At 63.1% G+C, this 16,210-nt stretch carries 17 protein-coding genes and 1 pseudogene; 5 read left to right on the forward strand and 13 right to left on the reverse strand.

Annotated features, from left to right (window positions below; translation table 11 throughout):
• Nucleotides 1–564 (reverse strand): XRE family transcriptional regulator, encoded by a 564-nt coding sequence (locus NKJ04_RS08970; protein WP_127293128.1) that lies wholly within the window; start codon nt 562–564, stop codon nt 1–3.
• Nucleotides 565–718: 154 nt separating this feature from the next.
• On the opposite strand from NKJ04_RS08970, the gene NKJ04_RS08975 reads away from it, so the two are divergent.
• Nucleotides 719–2,551: an ATP-binding protein gene (locus tag NKJ04_RS08975; protein WP_352674403.1), complete on the forward strand. Its 1,833-nt coding sequence runs from the start codon at nt 719–721 to the stop codon at nt 2,549–2,551.
• A 221-nt stretch (nt 2,552–2,772) separates the two neighbouring features.
• Here the strand turns inward: NKJ04_RS08975 and NKJ04_RS08980 are convergent, their stop codons facing one another.
• Both NKJ04_RS08980 and miaA read right to left on the reverse strand, forming a co-directional pair.
• Complete coding sequence (locus NKJ04_RS08980) at nt 2,773–3,564, reverse strand: GGDEF domain-containing protein (protein ID WP_128305783.1); 792 nt, start codon at nt 3,562–3,564, stop codon at nt 2,773–2,775.
• Nucleotides 3,565–3,669: 105 nt separating this feature from the next.
• Nucleotides 3,670–4,638 (reverse strand): tRNA (adenosine(37)-N6)-dimethylallyltransferase MiaA, encoded by a 969-nt coding sequence (miaA, locus tag NKJ04_RS08985; RefSeq protein WP_352674406.1) that lies wholly within the window; start codon nt 4,636–4,638, stop codon nt 3,670–3,672.
• Between miaA and serB the strand changes: the two genes are divergently transcribed.
• Both serB and NKJ04_RS08995 read left to right on the forward strand, forming a co-directional pair.
• Nucleotides 4,628–5,515 (forward strand): phosphoserine phosphatase SerB, encoded by an 888-nt coding sequence (serB, locus tag NKJ04_RS08990; RefSeq protein WP_352674407.1) that lies wholly within the window; start codon nt 4,628–4,630, stop codon nt 5,513–5,515. The genes miaA and serB overlap by 11 nt on opposite strands.
• Nucleotides 5,512–6,084, forward strand: a complete 573-nt coding sequence (locus NKJ04_RS08995) for a GNAT family N-acetyltransferase (protein WP_352674409.1) — start codon at nt 5,512–5,514, stop codon at nt 6,082–6,084. Before serB ends, NKJ04_RS08995 begins: the two co-directional genes overlap by 4 nt.
• Before the next feature lie 46 nt (nt 6,085–6,130).
• Here NKJ04_RS08995 and NKJ04_RS09000 read toward each other — a convergent pair whose 3' ends face one another.
• The 6 genes from NKJ04_RS09000 to NKJ04_RS09025 all read right to left on the reverse strand — a co-directional run bounded on the left by NKJ04_RS09000 (nt 6,131) and on the right by NKJ04_RS09025 (nt 11,762).
• Entirely contained in the window at nt 6,131–7,648 is a 1,518-nt protein-coding gene (locus NKJ04_RS09000; RefSeq protein WP_352442872.1) for a DegQ family serine endoprotease, read from the reverse strand.
• A 127-nt stretch (nt 7,649–7,775) separates the two neighbouring features.
• Nucleotides 7,776–7,964, reverse strand: a complete 189-nt coding sequence (locus NKJ04_RS09005; RefSeq protein ID WP_023813072.1) for a DUF2065 domain-containing protein — start codon at nt 7,962–7,964, stop codon at nt 7,776–7,778.
• Nucleotides 7,965–7,970: 6 nt separating this feature from the next.
• Nucleotides 7,971–8,939: a protease modulator HflC gene (gene hflC, locus NKJ04_RS09010; protein WP_023813073.1), complete on the reverse strand. Its 969-nt coding sequence runs from the start codon at nt 8,937–8,939 to the stop codon at nt 7,971–7,973.
• Nucleotides 8,939–10,063, reverse strand: coding sequence for an FtsH protease activity modulator HflK (gene hflK / locus NKJ04_RS09015; protein ID WP_023813074.1), 1,125 nt, complete (start codon nt 10,061–10,063; stop codon nt 8,939–8,941). The genes hflC and hflK overlap by 1 nt, the downstream gene beginning before the upstream one ends.
• A 179-nt stretch (nt 10,064–10,242) precedes the next feature.
• Nucleotides 10,243–10,761: a dihydrofolate reductase gene (locus tag NKJ04_RS09020; RefSeq protein ID WP_352674411.1), complete on the reverse strand. Its 519-nt coding sequence runs from the start codon at nt 10,759–10,761 to the stop codon at nt 10,243–10,245.
• Nucleotides 10,761–11,762 carry a DUF4424 domain-containing protein gene (locus NKJ04_RS09025; RefSeq protein WP_352674413.1) on the reverse strand — a complete coding sequence of 334 codons (1,002 nt, stop codon included), beginning with the start codon at nt 11,760–11,762 and terminating at the stop codon, nt 10,761–10,763. Before NKJ04_RS09025 ends, NKJ04_RS09020 begins: the two co-directional genes overlap by 1 nt.
• 206 nt (nt 11,763–11,968) lie before the next feature.
• Here NKJ04_RS09025 and cobF point away from each other — a divergent pair, with 206 nt between their 5' ends.
• Nucleotides 11,969–12,754 carry a precorrin-6A synthase (deacetylating) gene (cobF, locus tag NKJ04_RS09030; RefSeq protein ID WP_023813078.1) on the forward strand — a complete coding sequence of 262 codons (786 nt, stop codon included), beginning with the start codon at nt 11,969–11,971 and terminating at the stop codon, nt 12,752–12,754.
• Between the two features lie 50 nt (nt 12,755–12,804).
• Here the strand turns inward: cobF and NKJ04_RS09035 are convergent, their stop codons facing one another.
• From NKJ04_RS09035 to modA, 4 genes are all read right to left on the reverse strand, one after another.
• A complete protein-coding gene (locus NKJ04_RS09035) occupies nt 12,805–13,146 on the reverse strand; it encodes a winged helix-turn-helix domain-containing protein (RefSeq protein ID WP_023813079.1) in 342 nt (113 codons plus the stop codon).
• A 74-nt stretch (nt 13,147–13,220) separates the two neighbouring features.
• Nucleotides 13,221–14,333: a molybdenum ABC transporter ATP-binding protein gene (gene modC / locus NKJ04_RS09040; RefSeq protein WP_352674414.1), complete on the reverse strand. Its 1,113-nt coding sequence runs from the start codon at nt 14,331–14,333 to the stop codon at nt 13,221–13,223.
• Complete coding sequence (modB, locus tag NKJ04_RS09045) at nt 14,330–15,034, reverse strand: molybdate ABC transporter permease subunit (RefSeq protein WP_352442877.1); 705 nt, start codon at nt 15,032–15,034, stop codon at nt 14,330–14,332. Before modB ends, modC begins: the two co-directional genes overlap by 4 nt.
• Nucleotides 15,035–15,058: 24 nt before the next feature.
• Complete coding sequence (gene modA, locus NKJ04_RS09050; protein ID WP_352674416.1) at nt 15,059–15,853, reverse strand: molybdate ABC transporter substrate-binding protein; 795 nt, start codon at nt 15,851–15,853, stop codon at nt 15,059–15,061.
• Between the two features lie 149 nt (nt 15,854–16,002).
• Between modA and NKJ04_RS09055 the strand changes: the two are divergent.
• A pseudogene (locus NKJ04_RS09055) lies at nt 16,003–16,205 on the forward strand (TOBE domain-containing protein).
• Nucleotides 16,206–16,210 lie beyond the last annotated feature (5 nt).

A 16,210-nucleotide genomic window follows, 5' to 3' on the forward strand; every position in this document is an offset into this window, starting at 1 on the left:
TCAGCCCCTGACCAGCGCGACGAGATAGTCGGCGCCGGGCTCGAGGGCATGGAAGGTGCAGTCCGACGGCGCCCCGAGCGCCAGGCAGTCGCCTGATACAAGCTTGTGCACCGCCTCACCTTCGATGAATTCGAGCCGCCCGGAAATCAGCCATATCTGCTGCTTGATGAAAGCGTAGGAGGCCGCCGGAAAGCTGACTTTGGCGCCCGCCGGCAGATGCACCTTGATCAGTTCCAGCGGCATATCGCCAGCCGGCGAAAGATGCCGCCTGACATAGCCGGTGTCGGGATCGCGCCACACCGGCTGGTCGGCCTCGCGCAATATCCCGCCGCCCTGCAATTCCGCGCGTGCGATCAAGGTCGACAGCGTCATGCCGAAGGCCGACGCGATGCGCACCAGAAGCGCCGCCGTCGGGCTGGTCTTGCCCCGCTCGATCGTGCTGAGCATGGCCTTCGAGACGCCGGAACGCTCCGCGAGTTCGGCCAGGGACCAGTCGCGCACGATCCTTTCGGCGTGTATCCTGCGGCCGATCGTCGAGGAAATGTCGTTCGCTATATCATCCATATGTCTATTATAGCGAAAAATAGACGCCGGAGAAGAGCCGCCTTGCGACAATTTTCACGGGCCCCTTAATGCTCTCTACACCATCCGACCTCATCGGGCCTTAACCCCATTCGGGTAGGATCGATGTTCCAGGGAAATGGGGATTGGCCTGTCCATGTATGTCGAACGCGAAGCCTCCGTTGGAGCACCGACATCGCAGGAGCGCCGCGACGCAGAGCAGAACGACAAGCGCATCCTCGGCAATGTCGTGCAATGCGATGGCGCGCGCGCCACCATCAGCGCCTACGCGAACGACGCCGACGGCGCGGTGACCGGCCTGTGGACGGTCGGCAAGATGATTTCCATCAATCTCGGATCGACGCGAACCGTCGGCCTGGTCTACGCAATCGGTAAGTCGGATCGCGCGTGGAGCAATGAGGGCCAGAACGCCATCGAGGTCAGCATCGAATTGATCGGCGAAGTCCGTGACGGAGCAGAGCCCGGCGCCAAACCGGTCTTCGACCGCGGCATCACCACCTATCCGCATATCGGCGCCGTTGCGCATCGCATCCGCACCCGCGACCTGCAGGCGGTCTATGACCTCGCGGGGCGTCATTCGATCACGATCGGCACGCTAGCGCAGGACGAGACGATCGCCGCCAACATCGCCATCGACGATACGCTGGCGCGTCACTTCGCCATTGTCGGCACGACCGGCGTCGGCAAATCCACCGCCGTCTCGCTGCTGCTGCGCAAGTCGATCGCAGCAAGGCCGGATCTGCGCATCCTGATCCTCGATCCGCACAACGAGTTCGCTGCATCGCTGCCCGAATACTGCGTCAGGGTCGATTCCAAAACCCTGGATCTTCCGTTCTGGATGTTCACGCTGGAGGAATTCGCCGAGGTGCTGTTCCGGGGCCGCGAGACCGAGCCGGAAGAAATCGACGCCTTGCGCGACCTCATTCCGGCCGCCAAGAATCTCTACCGCAACCCGAATTCGGGCTCCTATATCAGGCGCGGCAGCGATGCGCTGACCGCCGATACGCCGGTGCCTTACCGCATCGCCGACCTGCTCAAGCAGATCGATGAGCGCATGGGCATGCTCGAAAGCAAGACCGATCGCCCGACGCTCAAATCGCTGAAGACGCGCATCGAATCGGCGGCGGCCGATCCACGTTATCGCTTCATGTTCAACTCGCGCCTGATCGAGGACACCATCCACGAGACGATCGGCAACATCTTCCGCGTGCCGCATCATGGCCGCCCGGTAACCTGCTTCGAAATGGCCGGCATGCCGTCGGAAGTGGTCAATTCGGTCTGCTCGGTGCTGGCGCGCCTGGCCTTCGACCTCGCTCTGTGGAGCGAGGGCAAGCTGCAGCTTCTGTTTTTGTGCGAAGAAGCGCACCGCTATATGCCGGCCGACCCGCGCCTCGGCTTCGCGCCGACAAGGCACGCGCTGTCGCGCATCGCCAAGGAAGGCCGCAAATATGGCTGCTATCTCGGCGTCGTCACCCAGCGCCCTGGCGAGCTCGACTCGACCATCCTGTCGCAATGCTCGACTTTTTTCGCCATGCGGCTTGCCAATGAGCAGGACCAGGCGATCATCCGCTCGGCGATTGCCGATTCTTCCGCCTCGACGCTTGCCTTCCTGTCCTCCATGGGCCAGCGCGAAGCCATCGCCTTTGGCGAAGGCGTAGCGACGACCATGCGGCTGAAGTTCGAAAAACTGCCGAGCCACCTGCTTCCTGGCACCGCCAAGCGCGAAGAGGCCGCCTCGTCGAAGCCGGGCGACGATGTCGATCTGGTGGCGATCGTGGAACGACTGCGCAACGTGCCGAAATCAACGCAGCAGGCGATGGCCTTCGCCGAGGTCGTCGATTCAGGCCGCCAGGCCGGCGATCCCGACTACCGCAAGCCACCCGCCGCACGCGCGCCATCGGACGACGATTTCGACATGCGCTACGGCCTCAAGCCCGCAACCTTCGGCCTGCGCCCGCAAAACGATTGAGTTTGGGCGTCACGCACATCGGCGGATGGGTCTGAGCACCCAAGTCAGGGCTTCCGATATCCATTGGAAAAGCCTGGGTAAATCCCGTCAGGGAATTCGTCAGGCTGAGTCGGGTGGTGCTGTTTTCGAGAACCGAAGCGGAGCGGACATTTGAGTCCGTGAGCATCGGAAGCGCAGAAAACGGCGCCAGACGGTCAGCCTCACGAATTCAGTGATGGGATTTAGGCGCAGACGCGGTTGCGGCCTTGCCTCTTCGCTTCGTAAAGCTGGCGGTCGGCGCGGCGATAGAACTCTTCGGCTGTTTCCTTGCGGTCCCAGACGGCGAGCCCGACGCTGGTGGTGATCTTGAGGCGGACATTGCCTGACAGCACCGACATGTTGGCGATCGCCTTGCGGATGCGCTCGGCAAACTTGCCCAGAAGCTCGGCGTCCATATTGGGCGTGACCACGGCGAACTCCTCGCCGCCCAATCGCGCCACCACATCGTGGTAGCGCGTCATGTCCTTGAGACAGTTCGCGACGGCCTTGAGCACTTCGTCGCCGACGTCATGGCCGTGGGTGTCGTTGACCTGCTTGAAATGGTCGAGATCGAGGATCATCAGACCGACGGGCTTTTCGATGCGCCGGAACTCCTCGAGATACTCCTTCAGCGCATCATCGAAATAGCGCCGGTTCTGCATGCCGGTCAGGCCGTCGGTCAGCGCCGCATGCTCGAGTGTTTCCGAGCGCGCGCTGAGCGAGACCGTCATGGCGCGCAGCTTGCCTTCCTCCGTCGCCTGTTTGCGGATCAGCGGATAGATGAAGAAAATGCCGAAGAACAGCGCGGTGGCCAGGAGCACGCCGGTCGCGAACAAGAGCTTGTTGAGATAGATGACCTTGTCCAGACCCGAAGCCGTATGCAACTCGTCGGCGAAGGACTGCAGAAGTCCGTAAGCATGCAGCGTCACCAGGCCGGCGGCCAGGATCACGAATATAAAGACGAAAAATGCTGATTCCGCCTTGTGGAAACGCATCTGCTCCCCGTTGGAAAAGTGCCCACTGATCTTATGGCATGGGCGGGCTTACGGAGGGTTAATTTGGACAACCACAACGGGAACCTTTCCTTGCAGGTAAACTTTTCAGGTTGCATCGGAAGCAAGCGCTGAGATCGTGGTTTCCAGATCATCACCGGGGCGCAACCTCAGCCATTCCGGCCCCAATTGATGCCTGAACCAGGTGGTTTGCCGCTTGGAATATTGCCTGGTCGCGATCTTGGCGCGTTCGATTGCCTCGGGAAAGCCAATCTCTCCGGCCATCGCTGCCTGCAGTTCGCGAACGCCGATCGCTTTCATCGCCGGCAATTCGGGATCGAGACCAAGTGCCGCAAGCCGCTTGACCTCGTCCAGCGCGCCCTTGTCCAGCATCTGGTCGAAGCGTTTGTCGATGCGAGCGACCAACGCCGCCCGATCCGGATCGATCACCAGGAAACGCGCGCTTTCCCTGTCGATGAGCGGCTGGCCGCGTTCCGCCTGCCATTCCAGGATCGAACGGCCAGACGCATCGAGAACCTCCAATGCCCGCACGATGCGCTGGCTGTCGGTTGGCTTGAGCATCATGGCGGCCGCCGAATCCTCGCGCAGCAGCAGGCTGTGCAGCTTGACGGCGCCCTGCTCCTTCAATTCGTAGCGCCAACGGTCGCGGACCCGCTGCGGAATGTCGGGCATTTCAGAAATGCCCTCGGCCAGCGCACGAAAGTAGAGCCCGGTGCCGCCGACAAAAATCACTGGCCGTTCGGAGAATGTGCCGTCGTCGATCAACTTCCTCACGTCGCGCAGCCAGGCGCCGGTGGAATAGGCGGTGGCCGGTTGGACATGGCCATAAAGATAATGCGGTGCGCGGGCGAGGTCGGCCGCCTCAGGCCGGGCGGTCAGCACGTCGAGCACCGAATAGCCCTGCATGGAATCGGTGTTGACGATCACACCACCCTTGCGCTCGGCCAGATCGAGCGCAAGCGCCGACTTGCCGCTGGCGGTCGGCCCGGCTATCAGGATCGCGTTCTTCACGCGGCCCTCGCCCGCCTGCCCGCCGGAATGTTTCATGCCGCTCATCGCCACGCTTGTTTCCCGTCCCACTGAGCGCGCTTTGTCGCTGTCGCTTGCGAATATGGCCTCACGGTCGGTCGGCGCAAGCGCTGTTGTCTGGCTGGCCGAAGGTATTGCCTGCGATCTCGTCCTGCCTGAGGCAGCCGACGACGCCGTCACGAGCGCCGTCTTGCGCACGGCACTCGCCAGCGAGGCGGTCGACGTGATCGTCCAAGAGGCAGAAACCCGCCGCAAGAAAATCCTGATCGCCGACATGGATTCGACCATGATCGACCAGGAATGCATCGACGAGCTGGCCGATGAGATCGGCGTCAAGGATCGGGTTGCCACGATTACCGCGCGATCCATGAATGGTGAGATCGCCTTCGAACCGGCTTTGCGTGAACGGGTGGCGTTGCTCAAGGGCCTCGACGCCGCCGTGGTCGATCGCATCGTCGCCAATCGCCTGACGCTGGCCGCGGGCGGCCGTGTTCTGGTCCGGACCATGCGCGCCAACGGCGCCTGGACGGCACTCGTGTCTGGCGGGTTCGAGGTCTTCACGACGCGCATCGCCGCCATGCTCGGCTTCCAGGAGAACCGCGCCAATCGCCTGCTCGAGCAGGACGGCCGCTTCATCGGGCTGGTCGGCGAACCGATCCTCGGCCGCGCCGCCAAGGCCGACGCGCTGATCGAAATTTCAGCGCGCCTCGGCCTGACGCCCGCCGACGCCATCGCCGTCGGCGACGGCGCCAATGATCTCGACATGATCCGCCTTGCCGGCACCGGTGTCGCGCTCCATGCCAAGCCGACGGTGGCGGCACAGGCCAAGGTCCGCATCGATCATGGCGACCTGACCGCACTGCTCTATGTGCAAGGCTACAGGCAGGAGGACTTTGTGCAATGAAACCAATGCGCACCGAGCGCCTGATCCTGCGCAACTGGGAGGATCGCGACCGCGACCTGTTCCACCGCATCAACTCCGACGACCGGGTGATGGAGTTCTTTCCGTTCCGCCGTGGCCGCGCCGAGGCGGATGCCAAGATGGATCAGTTCCGCGCCGCCATCGATCGCGACGGCATTGGCTTTGCGGCCGCAGAAATCGCCGCATCGGGGGAATGTATCGGTTTTGTCGGTATAACCGGAACCGATCACATGGACCTCCTGCCAGCCAGCATGATCGAGATCGGCTGGCGATTGGCGCCTGAATTCTGGGGCAGAGGTTACGTCACCGAGGCGGCTCAGGCATGGCTTGCCTACGGCTTCGAAACACTCGGCCTTGACGAAATCGTCTCCTTCGCCGTCGCGGACAACCGCCGCTCCACCGCCGTCATGGAGCGCCTCGGCATGAGAGCCGATCCACCGGCCGACTTCGATCATCCCGGCATTCCCGACAGCCACCCCGCGCTCAAGCGCCATGTGTTCTACCGGCTCTCCCGCGCCGATTGGGAACAAGGAGAAAGGGCGGCTTGCTAGCCGCCCTTTTCATTTAAGATGAGGATTTCGCCGGATCTGGCGGACCTCAGTCCATTCGGATCGTCACGAACCTGAGCTCGCCGGTCTTCGAGGCCAGCATCAGCAGCGCATTCTTGCGCCCCTGTTCCTTCAAGGCGCCGATGCGGTCCATGACATCCTTGGGGGTGGCAACCGATTCCTGTGCGATCTCGGTGATCACCTCGCCGGGCTGGATGCCGCGTTCGGCGGCTGCAGAGTCCTTGGTGACGTCGGTGATGACGACGCCCGAAACATCGGCCGCAATGCTGAACTTCTTGCGTGTCTCGTCGTTCAGTTCGCCGACCGTCATGCCGAGCACCGAAGCAGTGGAAACGGCTGGAGCCTTGTCACCCTTGTCCTGATCGGTGTTGCTGCCCTCCTCGCCGCTGGCGAGTTTTTCGCCGTCCTCGAGCCGGCCGAGCGTTACTTTCACGGTCTGCTCGACACCCTTGCGCACGATGAGCACATCGACCGCCTTGCCGACCGGGCTTTCGGCGACGACGCGCGGCAGATCGCGCATCTCATGGATGTCCTTGCCGTCGAACTTGATGACGACATCGCCCGCCTGGATGGTGCCATTGTCGACCGGGCCGCCCTTGATCACGCCGGCGACCAGCGCGCCCTTGGCGGTCGCCATGCCGAGGCTTTCGGCGATGTCGTCGGTCACCGGCTGGATGCGCACGCCCAGCCAGCCGCGCCGCGTCTCGCCGAACTGGCGCAACTGGTCGACGACGCCGGACGCGAGCTGCGAGGGGATGGAGAAGCCGATGCCGATCGAACCGCCGGAAGGCGAAATGATCGCCGTGTTGATGCCGATGACTTCGCCCGCGCTGTTGAACAGCGGTCCGCCGGAATTGCCACGGTTGATCGCGGCATCGGTCTGGATGAAGTCGTCATAGGGGCCGGAATTGATGTCGCGGTTGCGGGCAGAGACGATGCCGACCGTCACCGTGCCGCCGAGGCCGAACGGATTGCCGATCGCCATCACCCAGTCGCCGACGCGCATCTTGGTGGAATCGCCGAACTTCACCGCCGTCAGCTTGTGGCCTTTCGGATCGACCTTGAGCACGGCGACATCGGTCTTGGTGTCGGTGCCGACCAGCGTCGCCTTCAAGGTGACACCATCGGAGAAATTGACCTCGATGTCATCGGCATCGGCAATGACATGGTTGTTGGTGACGACGATGCCTTGCTCGGCATCGATGACGAAGCCGGAGCCCAGCGACTGCACCTTCTGCGAGCCGTTGTCCTTGTCACCGCCGCGGTTCTTGAAGAAATCGTCGAAGAAATCCTGGAAGGGCGACCCCTCGGGCAATTGGGGCATCGGCACGGCGCCCGGGCCTTCGGTGCCCTTGACCGTCTGCGAGGTCGATATGTTGACCACCGCGCCGAGCAGGCCTTGCGCCAGATCGGCGACCGAAGCGGGTCCATCGGCGGCAAATGTCGGCGTCACGAAGGACGGGACAGCGACGGCGCTGACAAGAAGTGCCGCCGCGCCGGCGATGAATGTCCGCCGAGCCGCGCACAGAATTGTATTGGATGTCATCGAGAAGCCTCCCGGTATCCTTGAAAAGAAAAGCGCTTCGACGAAAACGCCGCGTCACGCCATGTTGGCAAAAAATACGGCACGTTTGCGGCTATGACTATCGGCAGAGGATAAATCATCGCCGCCGTCATGCGCCCCGCACCAGCCAAACGATGCCGACGCCGATCACGATCGCCGCCAGCCCGGCGATCCGCAGCGCGTTCTCGGGCAGCGACAGCACTTCGGTGGCAAGTTTCCTGGCCAGGCCGGGAAAACCGCCATAGACCAGACCCTCTATGACAAGGACCAGGCCCATGGCGGCAAGAAAATCCTGCACCGGCCGCTACTGGCCGGTGCTGGGCTGTGCCGCCGGCGCGGCGGGTGCCGTCGCCGGAGCGTTTGGCGCAGGCGAAGCCGGCTTTGCCGGCCCCTCGCTGCCGTCGGGATTGCGGAAGAAACGGAAGAACTCCGAGTTCGGCGACAGCACCATCGTCGTTCCGGTGTTGTCCAGCGCCGTGCCATAGGCATTCATCGACCGGTAGAAGTCGAAGAAGGCCGGATCGCGCTGATAGGCTCCCGCGAAGGTGGCGCTGCGCTGGGCTTCGCCCTCGCCGCGCAGGATTTCCGACTCTTTTTGCGCTTCGGCGACAATCTCGACCACTTCGCGATCGGCGCGGGCCGTGATGCGCTGCGCCGCTTCGTTGCCGCGTGCCCTCAGCCGGGCAGCTTCCGCCAGGCGTTCCGCCTTCATGCGGTCGAAGGTCTGCTGCGAGACTTCGGCCGTGAGATCCGTGCGGCGAATGCGGACATCCTCGATCTGCAGGCCGAGCGATGTGGCATCGGGCCTGAGCTGGTCGCGGACTTCGCGCATCATCACGCCGCGCTCTTCGGAGAGTGCTGCCTCGAAATCACGCAGACCATAGACACGGCGCAAGGCAGCGTCGAGACGCGTCCTGAGCCGGGCCTCGGCCAATTCGATCTGACCGGACACGGCGGAGCGGAAGACCCGCGGATCCGAGATGCGGTAGGCGATGAAGGCATCGACCTCATAGAACTTGCCGCCCGAGACCTGGACGCGGATGTTGTCGAGGTCGAAGCGCAGCACCCGGTTCTCGATCAGCTGCACCGTATCGGCGTCGAAGAACGAGAACGGCGCCTTGAAGTAGATGCCGGGTTCGCTCTTGACGTCGACGATCTCGCCGAACCTGAGCACCAGCGCCTGCTGACGCGCATTGACCACGAAGACCGACGAATAGAGCAGGAACAGGATAACCGCTGCTGCGACGACGATGATGGGAAGACGGTTGGCCATCACTGGTTACCTCCCGTAACGCCACTGGGCGCAGCGGGTGCCGGCGCTTTCGGCTGCAATGCCGGCAGCGGCAGATAGGGAACGACCCCTTGCCCGTTGCCCTGCTCGACGATGACCTTGCTCGAATCCTTCAGAACCTTCTCCATGGTTTCCAGGTAGAGGCGCTTGCGCGTTACATCGGGCGCCTTGGCATATTCGTCATAGACCGAGATGAAGCGCTGCGCCTCACCCTCGGCTTCCTGCACGACCCGGTTCTTGTAGGCGGCCGCGTCTTCGCGGATCTGTGCGGCCTCGCCGCGCGCCTGCCCGAGCTTCTGGTTGGAGTACTGGTTGGCCTGCTCGACGAACTTGTCCTCGTCCTGCTCGGCGCGCTGCACCTCGTCGAACGCATCGGCCACTTCACGTGGCGGTGCCGCATCCTCGATCGAGACGGCGTTGACGTTGAGACCGGCCTTGTAGCCGTCCAGCGTCGTCTGGATGATTTCACGCACCGAGGCGGCAATGCCCTGGCGGTCGTCGCGGAAGATGTCCTGCGCCGGCCGGCGGCCGACGGCTTCACGCATGGCGCTTTCGGCAACCTGCCGCAGCATGCCGTCGGGATCGGACACATCGAAGAGATACGCGCTCGGGTCGGAGACCTGATAGGCCACCGAGAACTGGACGTTGACGATGTTCTGGTCGCCGGTAAGCATCAGCCCGGACGTGTTGCCGCTCGTCGCGCCGCCGCCGCCGATGTCGACGAGCTGCTCGGAAATCTTGGCCGTTTCGACGGTTTCGAGCGGCCACCAATGGAAATGCAGGCCAGGCTGCGACAGTTCGGTCTTCGGCTTGCCGAAGCGCAATTCGACCGCGACCTCGTCGGGCTGCACGGTATAAACCGCCTTGAACGCCCACAGCACCACAAGTGCAGCCGCGATCAGGGCGAAGATAGCCGGGCTCGCGCCGCCGCCACCCGGAAGAGCGCGCCGCAGCCGGTCCTGGCCGCGGCGGATGATGTCTTCGAGATCTGGAGGCGAGCCCTGTGGCCCGCTGGGTCCCTTTGGACCCTGCCCCCAGGGTCCCTGATTGTTGCCGCCGCCACCCCATGGGCCGCCGCCACCGCCGCTTTTGTCGTTCCAGGGCATGAATGTCCTTTCGCTTGGAATTCCCTCAAGCGCCGGTATTACGGCGCAAAATCCAGTATTGTTCTTCTATAGGGACGCCACGAGGCGCTTTCAACGCGATGCGCTGCCGACTTCGTCCGATTTGTCCGGTCGCGACCCTTTGTCTTCCTTCAATGCCCCTTCAATGCCCCTTTTTTCAGTCAATGTCTCTCTCGACGCCGCTCGTAAACCGAATAGCGCGTCGGGTGGCTGTCCTTTTCCCCGGCCGGGACGTCGTGCGAGCTGACAATACGCCAGGAATCGGGATCGATCGGCGGGAAATGCGCGTCCCCTTCGACCGCTGCCAGCACATGGGTGACATGCAGCCGATCGGCCAGAAGCATGGCCTGGGCATAGATTTCGCCGCCACCGATGACGCACACCTCGTCCACACCGACCATGCGGCGCCCGCGCTCCGTCGCCAGTTGGATCGCGGCTTCGAGCGAATGTGCCACCTCTACGCCCTCGGCGCGCCAGGTCTTGTCGCGGGTGACGATGATGTTCAACCTGCCCGGCAGCGGCCGGCCGATGCCCTCATAGGTCTTGCGGCCCATGATGATGGGCTTGCCCATCGTATCGGCCTTGAAGCGCTTGAGATCGGTGGAGAGCCGCCACGGGAGCCCGCCGTCCCGCCCGATCACGCCGTTCTCGGCGATGGCAACGTAAATTGCGACATGCATCAATTGTCGTCCGTTGGCTCGAGGATCAGGATGTCGATGTCGCGCTCAGGGTAGAAATCACCCGCCGTCATCTCGAAGGTCGTCGGTCCGGTCTTTTTGACATTGTCGCCGCAGAACGAGACCAGGGCTTTCGGATTGCCCTTGTCGATCGTCAGCTTGAACTTGCCGATCGTGCCGGTGGCCCAGTTGCCGCCGGTGGTCAGGATATAGGCGATGCGGTTCTCGACATATTTGGGGTAGCCGTCAGGGTCGTCCTTGGCCGCCTTGCGCACCGCATTTTCGAATGTGTCGTCCATGCAATAGCGGGCCTTGTAGGCCGCATACTGACCCTGGAATTTGCCGTCGTAGAAGAAGCTGACTGAAGACGTGCCGCCGACGCTCGGCTTGTAGTGGTGGGAAACATGGACGTCCTTGTTGGCCGGAAAGGTCGAGCGCCACCAGTAGGTCGAACGCAATTGCCAGAACGGCGTGTAGACCTTGGTCGTCTCGGTGCCGTCGCTGCCGGTGTCCTCGATGATGATGCCGCGGCTGACCCAGTTATCGACAACCGCTTGCGGCAACATGGCCAGCGCCGCCTTCGCCGCATCGCCGAATGGGTAGAACGGCACGTTTTGCGGCTTCAGCTCTGCGCTGATGTCGATGCCTAGCGCCAACACCTTCTGCTCCAGCTGCGGCTTGACGGCGGCACCGTCGATCGTCACCTCGAAGCCGAGGAAATTGTCGCTCTGGTTTTCGGGAATCGCCGGGATTTCTTCGGGATTGCCCGATATTTCGGGCATCGGGAAAGCTACGATGGCCTCGACATCGCGATCGGTGTTGTTGTGGAAGACATAGTCGACCGTGACCTTTTCCGGCGAGATGAAAAGGTCCTCGCTTTGCATCGCCACGGCATCGCTGCGCGACAGGATCAGGCCGCCAGTGCCAAGTTCGGCAACCGAATCATTGGCAAATACGGGCGCAGCCGACAGGGCCAGCACGGCGGTCAGAACATATCGCAACATGGAAGCCCCCTCGGCTAGAATGCTTGCAGGACCCTAGCCGTTTCAATGTGGCGTTTCAAAGCCCTTCCGCATCCGCTAGCGCACCAAAAAGGGTCTGGAGCAAGCGGTCTGGACACCCAGCAGCGGTCTGGACACGCGCCAGCGCGGTCTGGACACGCGCCAGCGCGGTCTGGACTAACGGGTTCCGATCGGGCAGGAGTTCGCCCATGCGCAAGCTTCTCGTCATCGGCATCGGCGCCGGCAATCCCGACCACATGACCGTTCAGGCCATATCAGGCCTGAACCAGGCGGATGTGCTGTTCATTCCCGACAAAGGCGCGAAAAAAAATGAGCTGGCCGAACTGCGCCGCCGGATATGCGACCGCTTCGTCACCAATCCGAAGTCGCGCCGCGTCGAATTCGACGTGCCGCTGCGCGACCTGCCAATGGAAGATGGGCCGGCCCCCTCCTACCGCTCGACCGTCGATGACTGGCATGAAGCCATCGCCGCCATTTACGAAGGCCTGATCCGCGACGAGATTGCAGGCGACGGCTGCGGCGCCTTCCTGATCTGGGGCGATCCTTCGCTCTATGACAGCGCGTTACGCATCCTCGAGCGCGTGCGCCTGCGAGGCAATGTGGCGTTCGAGCTTGAGGTGATCCCCGGCATCACCGCCGTCCAGGCACTTGCCGCCAGCCACAAGATGGCGCTGAACCGCATCGGCGATTCCGTCCTCATCACCACAGGCCGCCGCCTGACCGAGGAAGGCATGCCGGACAATGCCGGCAGCGCGGTCGTGCTGCTGGACGGCAAATGCGCTTTCAACACGCTTGTAGACAAGGATGTCGTCATCCATTGGGGCGCCTATCTCGGAACGGAAGACGAGATCACTCTCTCCGGCAGGATCGGTGACATCGGCGCAGAGATCGAAAAGGTTCGAGAAGAAGCTCGTCGGCAGAAGGGCTGGATCATGGACAGCTATTTGCTGCGCAAGCCCGGTGAAAAGCAATAAGTCCTACTCCCCTACTCCCCTACTCCCCTACTCCCCTACTCCCTTCCCCCTCACCCAGCATCAATCTCCGCCTGCAATGCCTCCATATGCGTCGCTGCCGCCGAAGCCGCCGCCCGCTCGATGGCGCGAAAACGGCTGACCACCGCCAGCCCCACAGCCGTCAGTTGCGCGCCGCCGCCCTTGCGGCCACCGGTCTGTGCCGCCACCAGCGGCTTGCCGAACACCCGGTTCATGTCCTCGACCAGGTCCCAGGCGTGCTTGTAGGACATCTCCATGCCGCGCGCGGCGGCCGAAATGGAGCCGAAGGCGGCGATCTGTTCCAGGAGTTCGATCTTGCCCGGCCCGACGCGCCCGTCGGGGTCGAGATTTATCCGCAAGCTCAGCGACGGCATCATTACTCTCCGCGGTCCAACCTCATACTAGAAGCTCCCTGGCGAAACCGCTATTCCAAAAAGACATAGCGGGATCACCCATCCACCTCGGCGGGCAGGCCGGCGCCGGTGTTCGCCCGATCGAAGCTCACCGTCTTGATCACCGCGAAAACCTTGCCGCCAAGATGGAGCTTCAGCGCCTGCCGCGACTGTTCAGTGATGCGGGCAAGCACGGTTGCACCATTGCAGTCGATACCGACCTCGACCGCGGGCCCTTCGCCGGGGCTCATCGCGGTAATGGTCCCCGGCAGGATGTTGAGCGCGCTGAGACCCCTCGGCTTTTCGGTGGCGATCATCACATCGCGGGCGCGGATACGGATGCGCACCGGCGTACCTGTCTTCATCGCCAGCTGTGGCACCCGGAACTCGCCCGCGGCCGAGCCGAGCACGGTCATGCCGAAAGTCTCGTCGTGACGCAGCACCCTGGTGTCCAGCACGGCGCCGCCCTCGCCGCGCTCCTCCGCCGGCAACAGGTCGAGCCTTTGCATCACCGCCTCGGTCGGCCCGCTGGCAACGACATTGCCCTGCGCCAGCATCACCACGTCGCTGGCCAGCCTCGCCACTTCGGCGACTGAATGACTGACATAGACGATCGGGATTTTCGTCTCGTCGCGCAGCCTTTCGACATAGGGCAGAATTTCGGCCTTGCGCGCTTCGTCGAGCGAGGCCAGCGGTTCGTCCATGAGCAGCAGTCTGGGGCTGGCAAGCAGTGCCCGGCCGATCGCCACGCGCTGTTTCTCGCCGCCCGAGAGCTTTGCCGGCCGCCTGTTCAAGAGCGGCCCGATGCCGAGCAGGTCGACGACGGCATCGATATCGGCGTAGCGCTCCGCCGGCGGCGTGAACCAGCGGCCGTAGCGAAGATTGCCGGCAACGCTCAAATGCGGAAACAGCCGTGCGTCCTGGAACACTATGCCGATGCGGCGTTTGTGCTTCGGCACGAAAATGCCGGCACCGGTATCGACCAGCACACGGCCGTCGACCTCGATGCGTCCCTTGTCGGGCCGGATTAGCCCGGCAATCATGTCGATCAGCGTCGTCTTGCCCGACCCAGACGCTCCGAACAGCGCCGTCAGCCGCCCAGCGCTTTCGAAGCGGGCGTCGATGGCGAAACCGCCGAGCCGATGACTGATGTCGACGAGAACGCTCATTCGATGTCCAGTCGCCGGCCGACACGCCGCGCCAGCACCTCCGAGGCCACAAGTGCTGCCATGGAGATGACGATGGAGATCAGCGTCAGGCGGAGCGCCCCTTCATCGCCACCCGGCACCTGCGTGAATGTGTAGATCGCCGACGGCAATGTCTGCGTCTCATTGGGAATGTTGGAGACGAAGGTGATGGTGGCGCCGAACTCGCCCATCGCCTTGGCGAAGGCGAGGATGGCGCCGGCGATCAGCCCGGGCAGGATCAACGGCAGCGTGATGGTGGCAAACACCCACAGCGGATTGGCGCCGAGCGTTCCCGCCGCCGCTTCCATCTTGCGGTCCACCGCCTCGATCGACAATCGGATCGCCCGCACCATCAGCGGAAAGCCCATGACGCCGCAGGCCAGCGCCGCACCTGTCCAGCGGAAGGAGAAGACAATGCCGAAATGCTCTGCCAGGAAAGCGCCGGCCGGGCCACGCCGGCCGAAGGTGAGCAGCAGCAGGTAGCCGGTCACCACGGGCGGCAGGATCAGCGGCAGATGCACCAGCCCGTTGAGAACGGTCTTGCCCCAGAACTGTCCCCGGGCAAGCAGCAGCGCAACCAAGATGCCTGGCGGCAGGCTGGCGAGCATCGCCACCGTTGCCACCTTGATGGACAGCCGGACCGCATTCCATTCGTCGGGAGTGAGGTCCAGCAGCCAGTTCATAATGTCAGATGAAGCCCCTGGAACTCAGTTGCTCGGCGCGAGCACCGTAAATCCCTGATCCTTGAACAGCGCGGCCGCCTTGGCCGACTGCAGGCATTTCAGGAAAGCCGGCGTGTCCTTGTCCTTCGAATCGGCGGTCTGGGCAATCGGATAGATGATCGACGGATGCGAATCCTCCGGGAAGGTGCCGACCACCTTGACGCCCTTTTCGGCATGCGCGTCGGTGGCATAGACAATGCCAAGCGCTGCTTCGCCCGTCGAAACCAGCTTCAGCGCCGCGCGCACGTTTTCGGCCTGCGCCACCTTGCCTTCGACCGAGGACCAGACGCCGAGCGATTCAAGTGCGGCCTTGCCGTATTTGCCGGCCGGCACCGCCTTGAAATCGCCCATGGCGAGCTTGCCGTCGCCGATCAGCTTGGCGAGGTCAAAACCCTTCTCGATCCTGGTGTCGACCGCCGAGTCCTTCGGCGCCACCAGCACGATCTGATTGCCCAGCAGCTTCACTTCGGTGTCCGGCTTGGTCAGCTTCTTGTCGGAGAGATATCTCATCCAGTCGACGTCGGCCGAGATGAAGACGTCGGCAGGCGCCCCGCCCTCGATCTGTTTGGCCAGCGCCGAGCTCGCGGCATAAGAGACAGTCGCCGCCTCGCCGACATCGGCCTCGCAGGCCTTGTTCACGGCGTCGAGCGCGTCCTTGAGGCTGGCCGCGGCAAACACCACCACCTTGTCTTCCGCATGTGCTGCCGGCACCGCCGCCATCAACATCGCCGCAAAAGCGCCAATGGCGATCGCCCTTGATCCAAAACCTTTGCGCAGCATGGGAACTCTCCTCGGTTTGAAAGCTAGTCAGCCCTAAGTCTCCGACCGATATATCCGCATGAATATAACAAGGGAAGGCCCGGCGCCCCATGAAAGCGTCCGTACGACACCAATTGTCCTGGAAAGACCGGCAAAGAAACCCTGGAAAGATCAGTGCCCGCAACATCCCCTCCGGGGAACGATCGCCGAGATCGTCAAGGAGCCACCACCTCGCATGTCATGATCGGCGTTGGCGGCGGCCATCGTCACCGCCTCGATCACCAACGAGGCCGTCGCCGATCTCAAGCTCGAAAAGGGCAAGCAGGCCTATGCCGTGGTCAAGGCCTCGGACGTGATGGTAGGCATCGACTAGGGCCT

The organism is Mesorhizobium sp. M0618, assembly GCF_040320765.1.
GTDB lineage: Bacteria > Pseudomonadota > Alphaproteobacteria > Rhizobiales > Rhizobiaceae > Mesorhizobium.

Coding starts and splice junctions, on each gene's coding strand:
- NKJ04_RS08970 (WP_127293128.1), bottom strand. CDS start 564: ATGGATGATATAGCGAACGACATTTCCTCGACGATCGGCCGCAGGATA.
- NKJ04_RS08975 (WP_352674403.1), top strand. CDS start 719: ATGTATGTCGAACGCGAAGCCTCCGTTGGAGCACCGACATCGCAGGAG.
- NKJ04_RS08980 (WP_128305783.1), bottom strand. CDS start 3,564: ATGCGTTTCCACAAGGCGGAATCAGCATTTTTCGTCTTTATATTCGTG.
- serB (WP_352674407.1), top strand. CDS start 4,628: ATGCCGCTCATCGCCACGCTTGTTTCCCGTCCCACTGAGCGCGCTTTG.
- miaA (WP_352674406.1), bottom strand. CDS start 4,638: ATGAGCGGCATGAAACATTCCGGCGGGCAGGCGGGCGAGGGCCGCGTG.
- NKJ04_RS08995 (WP_352674409.1), top strand. CDS start 5,512: ATGAAACCAATGCGCACCGAGCGCCTGATCCTGCGCAACTGGGAGGAT.
- NKJ04_RS09000 (WP_352442872.1), bottom strand. CDS start 7,648: ATGACATCCAATACAATTCTGTGCGCGGCTCGGCGGACATTCATCGCC.
- hflC (WP_023813073.1), bottom strand. CDS start 8,939: ATGGCCAACCGTCTTCCCATCATCGTCGTCGCAGCAGCGGTTATCCTG.
- hflK (WP_023813074.1), bottom strand. CDS start 10,063: ATGCCCTGGAACGACAAAAGCGGCGGTGGCGGCGGCCCATGGGGTGGC.
- NKJ04_RS09020 (WP_352674411.1), bottom strand. CDS start 10,761: ATGCATGTCGCAATTTACGTTGCCATCGCCGAGAACGGCGTGATCGGG.
- NKJ04_RS09025 (WP_352674413.1), bottom strand. CDS start 11,762: ATGTTGCGATATGTTCTGACCGCCGTGCTGGCCCTGTCGGCTGCGCCC.
- cobF (WP_023813078.1), top strand. CDS start 11,969: ATGCGCAAGCTTCTCGTCATCGGCATCGGCGCCGGCAATCCCGACCAC.
- NKJ04_RS09035 (WP_023813079.1), bottom strand. CDS start 13,146: ATGCCGTCGCTGAGCTTGCGGATAAATCTCGACCCCGACGGGCGCGTC.
- modC (WP_352674414.1), bottom strand. CDS start 14,333: ATGAGCGTTCTCGTCGACATCAGTCATCGGCTCGGCGGTTTCGCCATC.
- modB (WP_352442877.1), bottom strand. CDS start 15,034: ATGAACTGGCTGCTGGACCTCACTCCCGACGAATGGAATGCGGTCCGG.
- modA (WP_352674416.1), bottom strand. CDS start 15,853: ATGCTGCGCAAAGGTTTTGGATCAAGGGCGATCGCCATTGGCGCTTTT.